This is a genomic window from Stenotrophomonas sp. STEN023 (assembly GCF_056760135.1).
Map to the genome: position 1 here is coordinate 20,688 of NZ_JBRREF010000057.1, position 10,627 is coordinate 31,314.

The following is a 10,627-nucleotide window of genomic DNA, read 5'->3' on the forward strand; positions in this document are numbered from 1 at the left end:
CGGGAGAGGGAGAGCCTCACCAGCGCAGCTTGCGCCGCACCATCTCCCGCTCAAGCTGCGCCATCAATGCACGCGCCTGGGCTTCTTCCAGAAAGCGCAGCTGCAAGGCGGGTGCTCCACCTGCGCCAGCCGTATCCAGGGTCAGTGTCGCGGTGCCGAACCGCCGGTCCAGCGGTGAACGATCCAGCCGCAGGGCCTGCAGCTTGTCCAGCTCGGCGACCCGCCACCAGCGGTTCCACCAGCCACCACGTATGGCCACGCGCTGCGCATCGATGTTGTAGCCGATGCGGCTTACCTGGCGATGCGCCTTCAACGCCGACCACGGCAGCCATAGCAGCGGTAGCAGACCCCATGCACTGCTGGTTTCGTAAACCAGCAGTGCAGACAACAGGCCCATCAACAGCAGCGCCGGCAGACACAGGCGCCACCAGCCGCGGGTGCTCACCGGCTGCCATTGCGTAGGCGGCCATTGCAGCTGCGGCAGCAGGTGCTGCAACAGGCCGTCGCAGATGGCCGGCGTTGCCAGCGGAGCCAGTTCCTTCAGTGCACGCCCGTCCTGCTCCTGCTGCTGGCCGCCACTGGCGATATCCACGCGCAGCTGGCGGCGCTTGAACAGACGATGCAACGCACCTTCGCGCAGGGTCCAGGCCTGGATGCGACGGCGTGCCACGCTGCTGCGCACGCGGGTGAAAAGACCGCGTTCGACGGTGAGGCGGCGGTCGGCCTCGCTCAGGCGGAAGCCGTAGTACTGCACGATCGCCAGGCCCACCGACAGCAGCCGCATCAGCACCAGTGCGAAGGCAAGCAGCAGGATGCCGGTAGCAACCATGGTCAGCGTGCCCAGCTGCAGCTGGCTGGCATAGCCGAAGGCGTGGCGGCCCTGTTCTTCGATGAAATCGGAGGTGGCCCGGCGCGGGAACAGCTGGTAGGCCGCACCGATCGCCGCTGCCACGACAACCATTGCGCGGTTGGAAATAAGCCCCTGCCGCACGAGTTCGGACAAGGGCAGGCTAAGCAGCACACCGTCGGTGGGGGCGTCGGCCCGCTGCTCGACTGTCGCTGCTTCGCTGCCGCCCTGGCGGATCAGTCGTTCCAGCTCCAGCGCCTGCGCCAGTTTGAGTACACGCATTTCCGCTTCGGGTTTGTCGCCGCCAGCAGATTCCAGCCGCAGCTCGGCCACGCCGAACATGCGGTGCAGCAGGTTCTGATGCACCACCACATTGTGGATGCGCGCGAACGGAATCTCGCGACGGGTGCGTTCGAAGATGCCGCTGCGGATGCTCAGCGCATCATTGCCGATGCGGTAGCGGTAACTCAGGTATTGCAGCACCGCAGTGGTGACCAGCGCGACTACGATCGCGGCACTGATCCAGTGGTGGTAGGGCAGGTCGTCATCGCGCCGGCTGCCGAACACCAGCAAGGCAACCAGCGGCAGCAGGAACTGCTGCACCTGCTGCTGCAGGGCGAACAGCCACGACCATGGATGCAGCCGCTGCTCGTCGCTGGGGATGGGGGGCGGCAGTTCGCTCACAGTGCGTCGTCGTCGTGGTCGAGCTGCCGCGCCAGGCGATCACGCAGGCGCTCGGCATCGGCATGTGCCAGCCCGGCCACGGCGACGGTGTTCATGCGGGTTCCAGCGGTATGCACGATCAAGGTCGCCAGGCCGGCCATGCGTTCCAGCGGGCCACGGCGCAGGTCCAGGTGCTGCACGCGCGATACCGGCACGTGGCTTTCGCTCTGCCACATATGGCCACGGCGTACGCCCAGCGATTGCGTGTCCAGCCGCCAGAAGGTGAGCCGATGCCGACGCCAGCCGAACCATGCGCCAAGTAGTGCGCCCACTGCGGCTGCAGCCAGGGGAATCGGCAACCAGTTCGATTGATCGGTAGCCAACATCAGCACTACGCCGGCGGCACCGAACAGCAGGGCCATGCTCAGTGCCGAACCGGCGGCAGCGAACAGCGCGCCGCGTGGCGGCAACGGTTGCCACTGGATGTCGTCCGGCAGCGGCGTATCGAAGGCAGGAGGTTCAGTCATGCGCAGACGATATAACGGCGGGGCCGTACAGCGGTAGGTGGGGCCGCAATCGCAGTTGTAGGAGCGGCGTCAGCCGCGAAGCTGGCGAGGCTGCAGACCGCCGAAAGGCCTGCATTCGCAGTTTCAAGGTGGGGCGCCATTGTGGGCGCCGGATGTATCTGTGGCTTCGCGGCTGACGCCGCTCCCACAAAAAATCAAAACGCTTACTGCGCCGCCATGATCAGCGCATCCACATCCAGGTGATGGCCGGCGCGTGCGGCCTTGGTGCGCAGGTACTGCTCATTCTCGTGGGTGATCTCGCCGGTGACCGGCACGCAGCCCACGACTTCGATGCCGGCTTTGCGCAGGTGCTGCACCTTGGTCGGGTTATTGGTCAGCAACTGGATGCGTTGCACGCCCAGCGCACGCAGCATGGCCACCGCGCTGCCATAGCGCCGCTCGTCGGCACCAAAGCCCAGCTGGGCATCGGCGTCGATGGTGTCCAGACCTTCGTGCTGGTAGCCGTAGGCGCGCATCTTGGCGGCGATGCCGGTGCCGCGGCCTTCCTGGTCCAGGTACAACAGGATGCCGCCGCCCAGCTCTTTGAGCGTGCGCAGTCCGCGCCGCAGCTGGTCGCCGCAGTCGCATTTGAGCGAGCCGAACAGGTCGCCGGTGAGACAGGACGAATGCACGCGCACCGGCACGATGCCGCTCATGTCCGGATTGCCGACGATCACCGCAACCTGGTCACGCTGCGCCACGCCGCCACGGAATACCGCGAACTCGCTCATGCCGACATCACGCAGCGGTACCGGCGAGCGCGTCACCAGTTCGTAGTCTTGGCCGGCCTGGCCAGCACCTTCGTACAGGGCGGTGGTGTCCAGCTGCAGGCAGTCATCAAACGGGCTGCTTGCAGCACCCAGTTCCACTGAAATCATGGCCGGCAACAGCAAGCCCAGCCGCGCGACTTCCACTGTCGCTGCATCCAGCGCATTGCCATTGGCTTGCGCATCGGTCGGCGCGACTGCATCGCGCAGGTAAGCAAGGGCTGGCAGCTCGGCAAACGCGCGATCAGCCAGTGGCAGGTGGATGCCGTTGGCGGCGTTGATGCCCAGGGTTTGCGCGCGCGCTGCACTCAGGAACAGGTAATGGCGACCTTGCGCGGCCTCGGCAAAGGCGGCGTAGCCTTCCGGCGAACTGCTGTCCAAGGCAATGCTGGCCAGCCGCTGCTCACCATCGCTGATCACCACTGGGCGGCCGGCGCGGAGTTCGGCGGCGGCACGCTCGCAACGGATGGCGGCGGTCTGGCCGAAGTAGGACGGGCTGGCGGAAGCGGGGTTGTTCATTTGAAACCTTATGGGGGCCGTTGGCAGTCGAATCAATCGAGCGGCACGGGTGACGCAGTGTTGCAGCAGCAGGTTCAGTGCGGGTGACGGGCGGTGGCGTAGGGGTCGTGCTCGCCGCTGCCCGGTGGCCGCAGCGTGTAGCGCTTGTAGGTCCACTGGTACTGCGCAGGATCGCGGCGGGCGATGCGTTCGATGCCGGCATTGAGGGTAGCGGCGGCAAGTTGCAGATCCGGGTCGGCGATCAGGGCCTCGGCCGGTTCGATGTGCAGGGCGAAGTCCAGGTTGGGGCCGGTGCGCTCGCACCAGCCGTACAGCAGGGTGGCGCCGGTGCGCTCGGCCAGGCGGTTGACCAGGGTCATGGTCAGCGCCTGCATGCCGAAGAACGGCACGAATACGCCGTCGCCGTTCTTGGGTTGCTGGTCGGGCAGGATGCCGGTGGCACCGCCTTCCTTGAGTACCTTGAACAATTGCCGCACGGCTGGGCCTTCAGCACGCACCTGGCGCACGTTGTCGCCGCCGCGGCACAGCTGCAGGAATTCATCGCCGACCGGGTTCTCCGGCGGTGCATAGACAATGGCGATCGGGCCGCGCGAGGCCAGCCATTGGTTCAGCAGCTCCCAGTTGCCGTAATGCGGGGCAATCACGATCACGCCCTTGCCCGAGGCCAATGCGGCGTCGTAGAGCTCCTGACCATGGCGTTCGCGCAGGTGCCGGGACAGGTTCTGGGCCGGGTCATGTGTCCACAGGTACAGGGTTTCCAGCGCCTGGCGGGCCGTGGTGCGCAGCACCTCGCGGTGCAGACGCTTGCGCTGGGCGGCGTCCAGCTCCGGGTAGGTCAGTTCCAGATTGCGGCGGGTCACCCGGCTTTCGCGGGCATTGATGCTGCGCCACAGCCAGGCCACCGTGTCGGCCAGGGTCCGCTGCCAGGACCAGGGCAGGTGGGTCAGGGCGCAGGCGAGGCGGTAATAGAGCTTGGCGGTGGATTGCGGTTTCATTCCCCCCAGTTTAGCCGCTGGCGCCCGGTGCTATGGTGCCCGGCCCTACAGCAGGAGCTGCCAATGCTTTGCCTGATCCAACGTGTCACCCAGGCCTCGGTCACCGTCGACGATGCCGTGGTCGGGCAGATCGGCCCGGGCCTGCTTGCCCTGGTGGGGGTGGAGCCGGGCGACGATGAGGCGATGCTGTCGCGGATGGCGGACAGGCTGCTCGGTTACCGGGTTTTCGCCGACGATGCAGGCAAGATGAACCGTTCCTTGCGCGATACCGGTGGTGGGCTGCTGCTGGTCAGTCAGTTCACCCTGGCCGCCGATACCCGTTCAGGCATGCGCCCGAGCTTCACCAGCGCCGCGCCGCCGGCCGAGGCTGAACGGCTTTTCAACCGATTGGTTGCCATCTGCCGTGAAAAGCACGCCTCAGGGGTGGAAATCGGTCGCTTTGGTGCCCATATGGTTGTCAGCCTGATCAATGATGGGCCCGTAACCTTTCTGCTCAGACCGTAGCGCGCCGCGAACCCACCGCCCCGGCAAGCGCTATGCTGCGCTGGTATAATGCTAGGTTCCCATCTTCACAATCGCCGGTGGCGCGAGCATTACATGGCCAACGAACGTCCTGCCCAGCAAAACGACATCAAGCTTCTGATCAGCAAGGGCCTGGAACAGGGCTACCTGACCTACGCCGAAGTTAACGATCATCTGCCCGACGACATGGTCGATCCGGAACAGATCGAAGACATCATCGGCCTGATCACCGGCATGGGCATCGATGTCCACGAAGTTGCCCCCGACGCCGACACGCTGATGCTCAGCGACGGCAACACCGGCAACCGTGAAGTCGATGATACCGCCGCTGAAGAAGCTGCTGCTGCACTTACCGCACTCGACACCGAAGGTGGTCGCACCACCGACCCGGTGCGCATGTACATGCGCGAAATGGGTACGGTCGAGCTGCTGACCCGCGAAGGCGAAATCGCCATCGCCAAGCGCATCGAAGAAGGCCTGGGCCAGGTGCAGGCTGCACTGGGCACCTTCCCGCTGGCTGTTGAGTCGGTGCTGGCTGATTACGAACTGCACAAGGAAGGCAAGAAGCGCCTGGCCGAAGTGATCGTCGGCTTCAACGACCTGGTCGAGGAAGCGCCGGCACCGGCCGTTGCCGAAGACACCAGCGATGACGCTGATGCCGATGGCGACGAAGAAGACGACGGCGACGACGTCGAAGAAGAAGCCGGCCCGACCGGTCCGGATCCGGTGGAAGTGGCTGCCCGCATGGAGCAGTTGGCCGCCGACCTGGCCAAGTTCAAGAAGGCGCACGCCAAGGGCGACGTCAAGGCCCAGGCCAAGCTGCGCGAAGAAATCTCGGCCACCTTCGTGACCCTGAAGCTGCCGTTGCCGCTGACCGACGTGCTGGTACGCCTGCTGCGCGACACCATGGCGCAGGTCAAGTCGCAGGAGCGCCGCGTGCTGCACCTGGCCACCATCACTGCCCGTATGCCGCGTAAGGATTTCATCCGCTCGTGGGAAGGCAACCAGACGAATCTGGAGTGGGTGGAAGACGCGATCAAGCGTAAGCAGAAGTGGTCTTCGGCCCTGCGTGATGTCAAGGACCAGATCGTGTCCGAGCAGCAGGCCACCATCGACCTGGAAAAGAACACCCAGCTGAGCCTGGACGAGCTGAAGGAAATCAGCCGCGTCATGGCCTACGGCGAAGCCAAGGCGCGCAAGGCCAAGAAGGAAATGGTCGAGGCCAACCTGCGTCTGGTCATCTCCATTGCCAAGAAGTACACCAACCGCGGCCTGCAGTTCCTGGATCTGATCCAGGAGGGCAACATCGGCCTGATGAAGGCCGTCGACAAGTTCGAATACCGTCGCGGTTACAAGTTCTCGACCTATGCCACCTGGTGGATCCGCCAGGCGATCACCCGTTCGATCGCCGACCAGGCCCGCACCATCCGTATTCCGGTGCACATGATCGAGACGATCAACAAGTTGAACCGCATTTCCCGCCAGATGCTCCAGCAGTACGGCCGCGAGGCCACGCCGGAGGAGCTGGCCAAGGAAATGGACATGCCGGAAGACAAGATCCGCAAGGTGATGAAGATCGCCAAGGAGCCGATCTCGATGGAAACCCCGATCGGCGACGACGAGGATTCGCATCTGGGTGACTTCATCGAGGACACCAACGTGGAGTCCCCGATCGAGAACACCACCAACATCAACTTGTCCGAAACCGTGCGTGACGTGCTGGCTGGCCTCACCCCGAGGGAAGCCAAGGTGCTGCGCATGCGCTTCGGCATCGACATGAACACCGATCACACGCTGGAAGAAGTGGGCAAGCAGTTCGACGTCACCCGCGAGCGTATCCGCCAGATCGAGGCCAAGGCGCTGCGCAAGCTGCGTCATCCGAGCCGTTCGGAGCAGCTGCGCAGCTTCCTCGACATCGAGTGAGTGGTGGCTTGCAAGTGATAGCCGGCGCGTAAGCGCTGGAACGAAAAACCCCGCCTTGGCGGGGTTTTTCGTTTTCTGGTTTGCGACGGTGCGGTCGGTGTCCGGATCCAGCCTGCCTGCGCTACTGACGGCAGTCTATGGTCGCTTGCGGGTAGTGTGTATCGTGTGTATTTTGTCTGCATGAAAAGCGCGGACCTCATCAAGGAGTTGATGACCAATGGATGGACATTGGACCGCGTGCGTGGCTCTCACCATGTTTACGTCCATCCGGACAACCCAAGCATCATCACCGTCCCGTATCCAAAGAAGGACCTGGGAAAAGGGCTGGCAAACAATGTCCGCAGAATCGCGGGGCTGAAATAGGAGGCGATATGCGCTATCCCGTCATGATTGAGGCAGGCGACGAAAACACCGCGTGGAGCGTGGTTGTTCCAGATCTGCCGGGCTGCTTCTCCGCAGGTGACACTCTGGATGAAGCCATGACCGAAGTGGAAGAGGCTGCCGCTGCGTGGATCGATTCGGCGCTGGATGCAGGTCGTGCGATCCCCCGGCCGTCCAGTGCCCAGGCTGCATTGGAAAAGGGCGATTTCGCTGGTTGGATGGTGGCTTACATCAATGTAGATCCCTCCTTGCTCGATGACACGATCGAGCGCGTGAACATCACACTGCCGCGCCGTGTGCTGATGCGCTTGGACGCGAATGCGAAGGCTGCCGGTGAGAGCAGGTCTGCCTATATCGCGCATCTGGCTGCGCTGAACTGACGCCGTTCCTCTGGGTTGATCGAGAGGCTAGATACTTTTGCAGCTGCAGATCGCGACAGGACGAAGCTGCGTCATGTTGCAGCGAACCGATGGACTAGCCACCGTGAGCCAGGCATGGTTCGGATGGGGCCGCTCGCAGCGCGTTTGCTGACCAATGAGCTCCGCGACAATGGGTGCAGCCGCAGCTTGGATCGCTCCATTCGCGGTGATCCGGCCGTTCGCAATCCATGTACATCGAATCAGACGCAGGGAAGTAGTCGCGAACGGGTCACCTCCACTACACTGTGCAGTCAGCGCGGGCCTATAGCTCAACGGTTAGAGCAGAGGACTCATAATCCTTTGGTTCCAGGTTCGAATCCTGGTGGGCCCACCATTTCATAATCCAGCGAAGTCCAGTGCAGTCCGGGAAGTGGCTGAAATACAAGGTTTTATAGGTTTTTTTTCATCCAATCTAGTTCGATGTCGTCCGGCATCATCCGATTGGATTGTGAGTAACGGTGTGAGTAAGATTGCGGGGCCGGCCTCCGTTACTCACAATCGCGTTACTCACACACATGCTGACTGACACCAAGCTCCGTAGTCTAAAGCCTCAAAACAAGGTCTTTCGACTCGCAGATGCCAATGGCCTTTGCATCGAAGTGCGGACGACGGGCGCCAAGATATGGCGTTACCGCTACCGATTTGGCGACAAGGCGAACATGCTGACTATCGGGGAGTATCCGCTTGTTTCTCTGGCGGAGGCGCGCGCTGAGCGTGATAGGGCCCGAGCACTGGTAAAAAAAGGTGTGGACCCCAGTATTGTGGCGAAAGTAGAGCGCGCTGCTAAGCAAGAAGAGGCCGGGAATACCTTCGGTAGCCTCGCCGAAGAGTTGATGCTTCAGCGTGCGAAGACGCTCAGTCCTGGTTCGGTCGTTCGCGAGCGTCGAATGCTTGAGAGAGATCTGGGTGGAATCGCTGAGCTGCCGATCCGCAGTATCACCGCGCCGATGCTGTTAAAGGCACTCAGGAAAATCGAAGCGCGCGGAGCAGTGGAGACGGCGCATCGAACCAGGGCTGCCGCAGGCCTTGTTTTCCGCTATGCCATTGCCACGGGACGCGCCGAGAACAACCCTGCGCTTAGCCTTGTTGGTGCTTTGTCTCCAACGAAGACGACGCATTTCTCCAGCATGACCGAGCCTGAAGAGGTCGCCAAGTTGCTCAAGGCCATTTACGGCTATCAGGGGTCCCCTATTGTCTCTGCTGCTTTGAAGCTTTCAGCGCTTCTGTTTGTCCGCCCGGGGGAGCTCCGAGCAGCGCGTTGGTCGGACATCGATCTGCAAGCTGGAGAGTGGCGCTACACGACCAGTAAGACCCATACGGCGCACATCGTCCCTCTGGCACGTCAGGCCATCGAAGTTCTGGATGAGGTTCGTTCGTATTCGAGGCGCAGCGAGTATGTGCTTCCCAGTATTCGGAGTATTTCGAAGTCGATCAGCGAGAACACGATTAATGCTGCTCTGCGAAATCTGGGCTTCGACGGCACGATGATGACTGCTCACGGCTTCCGAGCCATGGCTCGAACGTTGTTAGACGAGGTTCTAGGATACAGGCCAGACTTCATTGAGCATCAGCTAGCCCATGCGGTTCGAGATCCTCTGGGGCGAGCATACAACCGTACGACGCACCTAAAAGAGCGTAAGAAGATGATGCAGGGATGGGCTGACTACTTAGATACGTTGCGAAATCAGAAAATTGCTTAGACGCCTGGTTTCGCTGACTGGTTGCGATGCCATCTGGGCCAAGGGCTGCGAGCAGACGTATGGCAATCCTTTTGGTGAAAAGGTGGGCTATGCGTCCTTGACACCGACAGCAATAGACTTGAGCCTACATAGATGAGCATCGATCTGAATTCACTCACTCTTCGCGAGCTGAGCTCCCTCATCAGCAATGCAAAGCAAAGGCAGAAGTCCCTCAAAGAACGTCTGCCACCTGAGAAGGTCAGAAGGCAATTGACAGCTTTGGCCGGAAAAGCTGGGTACACCATCGAAGAGCTTTTTGGCACGGAAGTGGCGAAAGCGGGGGGAGCTAAAAAATCTCGCCGGCGTAAGCGGCCAAAGATCCAGCCGAAGTATCGTGATCCCGAGAGCCCTTGGAACACGTGGACCGGTCGCGGAAGAATGCCACTTTGGCTGGCGTCCAAGATTCGCTTTGGCCAGAATCCGGTCGATTTCTTAATTCCTGGTGTTGCCAAGCTGACCACGAAGACTAAGCCGTTGACTGGTAAACGTAGGTTGTTCAAGCAAGGCTGATGGTGGCATCAGAAGAATCCGCTACCTGCACATGAAGCACTGGCGGATTCATGGAAAGTCCCAACTTCATTTCGGATGTGGCTGCAATATCGGATAGGCGGTCTCGGCGGCCAGGCTTGTAGTCCAGATGCCACTGCTCTCCTGATTGACAGTACGAAGATCGTAGGTCCTCAACATGTTCAATAGGCCAGAGTGCCCGTAGGCATTGGGTGAGAAGCCAGAGTCAGCTCTCTTGAGATACGTGCCAAAAGCATTGAGCGTGACTTTCCGTCGGGGGCACTGGCTGCAAGCAGCGAGACTGCTTCGACAACGAAACGTGGTCGGCGCTTAATGGGTGCTACAGGACCTGCCGAATGTGGCTCGGTGGCGACCACATCTGTGGGCTTGCATGAGCTAGCTGCAACCGGCTCCGCATTTATTGTCGCTTCTTTGGTCCACTCAAAGAATTGATCGCAAGCGTTACGAAGTGCTTCTGGAGTTTTGGATTCACCGACAATGAAGACTGAAGCGCCTCGTTCGAGAAGTCGGCGGCACAAGTACGCGAAGTCTGAGTCACTGGTGACAAGGCAGAAAATTTCTGCCCGGCGGTCGAAATGTACTTCGAGCGCATCTAGTGCCAAAGCAATGTCTGAGGTGTTCTTCTTTGCAGCGTATTGAAACTGGAGGTGAATCGCCCAGGCTTTTGTAGACACTCTTCAGCCGTTTAGTGCGTACTGCCGTTCAAACTCTATCGGGGACAGGCCGCCATTGGAACCGTGTCGCCGTGTCGGGTTGTA

General features: G+C 61.4%; 11 protein-coding genes and 1 tRNA gene. 7 read left to right on the forward strand and 5 right to left on the reverse strand.

All coding sequences use genetic code 11. The features are described 5' to 3' along the window. Window positions 1-16 precede the first annotated feature (16 nt). The 4 genes from ACVOLV_RS15325 to ACVOLV_RS15340 all read right to left on the reverse strand — a co-directional run bounded on the left by ACVOLV_RS15325 (window position 17) and on the right by ACVOLV_RS15340 (window position 4,357). The gene (locus ACVOLV_RS15325; RefSeq protein ID WP_481555145.1) at window positions 17-1,522 is read right to left on the reverse strand and encodes a PH domain-containing protein; all 1,506 of its coding nucleotides are present in this window, start codon (window positions 1,520-1,522) and stop codon (window positions 17-19) included. Window positions 1,523-1,527: 5 nt separating this feature from the next. Further along, a complete protein-coding gene (locus ACVOLV_RS15330) occupies window positions 1,528-2,037 on the reverse strand; it encodes a PH domain-containing protein (RefSeq protein ID WP_481555138.1) in 510 nt (169 codons plus the stop codon). A 203-nt stretch (window positions 2,038-2,240) separates the two neighbouring features. Beyond that, window positions 2,241-3,362: a GTP cyclohydrolase II RibA gene (gene ribA / locus ACVOLV_RS15335; protein ID WP_481555139.1), complete on the reverse strand. Its 1,122-nt coding sequence runs from the start codon at window positions 3,360-3,362 to the stop codon at window positions 2,241-2,243. A 74-nt stretch (window positions 3,363-3,436) separates the two neighbouring features. After that, on the reverse strand, window positions 3,437-4,357 hold the full coding sequence (locus ACVOLV_RS15340) for a lauroyl acyltransferase (RefSeq protein ID WP_481555140.1): 921 nt from the start codon (window positions 4,355-4,357) through the stop codon (window positions 3,437-3,439). A 63-nt stretch (window positions 4,358-4,420) separates the two neighbouring features. Here ACVOLV_RS15340 and dtd point away from each other — a divergent pair, with 63 nt between their 5' ends. The 7 genes from dtd (at window position 4,421) to ACVOLV_RS15375 (ending at window position 9,851) form a co-directional block, all read left to right on the forward strand. Next, entirely contained in the window at window positions 4,421-4,861 is a 441-nt protein-coding gene (gene dtd, locus ACVOLV_RS15345) for a D-aminoacyl-tRNA deacylase (RefSeq protein ID WP_481555141.1), read from the forward strand. A 93-nt stretch (window positions 4,862-4,954) separates the two neighbouring features. Next, window positions 4,955-6,802 carry an RNA polymerase sigma factor RpoD gene (gene rpoD, locus ACVOLV_RS15350; RefSeq protein ID WP_481555142.1) on the forward strand — a complete coding sequence of 616 codons (1,848 nt, stop codon included), beginning with the start codon at window positions 4,955-4,957 and terminating at the stop codon, window positions 6,800-6,802. A 180-nt stretch (window positions 6,803-6,982) separates the two neighbouring features. After that, a complete protein-coding gene (locus tag ACVOLV_RS15355; RefSeq protein ID WP_481555143.1) occupies window positions 6,983-7,165 on the forward strand; it encodes a type II toxin-antitoxin system HicA family toxin in 183 nt (60 codons plus the stop codon). An 8-nt stretch (window positions 7,166-7,173) separates the two neighbouring features. After that, window positions 7,174-7,563: a type II toxin-antitoxin system HicB family antitoxin gene (locus ACVOLV_RS15360; protein ID WP_481512271.1), complete on the forward strand. Its 390-nt coding sequence runs from the start codon at window positions 7,174-7,176 to the stop codon at window positions 7,561-7,563. 297 nt (window positions 7,564-7,860) lie between these two features. Beyond that, a tRNA-Ile gene (locus ACVOLV_RS15365) sits at window positions 7,861-7,936 on the forward strand. A 181-nt stretch (window positions 7,937-8,117) separates the two neighbouring features. After that, entirely contained in the window at window positions 8,118-9,302 is a 1,185-nt protein-coding gene (locus ACVOLV_RS15370; protein ID WP_313642771.1) for a tyrosine-type recombinase/integrase, read from the forward strand. A 132-nt stretch (window positions 9,303-9,434) separates the two neighbouring features. Continuing rightward, window positions 9,435-9,851, forward strand: coding sequence for an H-NS histone family protein (locus tag ACVOLV_RS15375; protein ID WP_313642770.1), 417 nt, complete (start codon window positions 9,435-9,437; stop codon window positions 9,849-9,851). Between the two features lie 179 nt (window positions 9,852-10,030). Here ACVOLV_RS15375 and ACVOLV_RS15380 read toward each other — a convergent pair whose 3' ends face one another. After that, window positions 10,031-10,543, reverse strand: coding sequence for an NYN domain-containing protein (locus ACVOLV_RS15380; RefSeq protein WP_481555144.1), 513 nt, complete (start codon window positions 10,541-10,543; stop codon window positions 10,031-10,033). Window positions 10,544-10,627 lie beyond the last annotated feature (84 nt).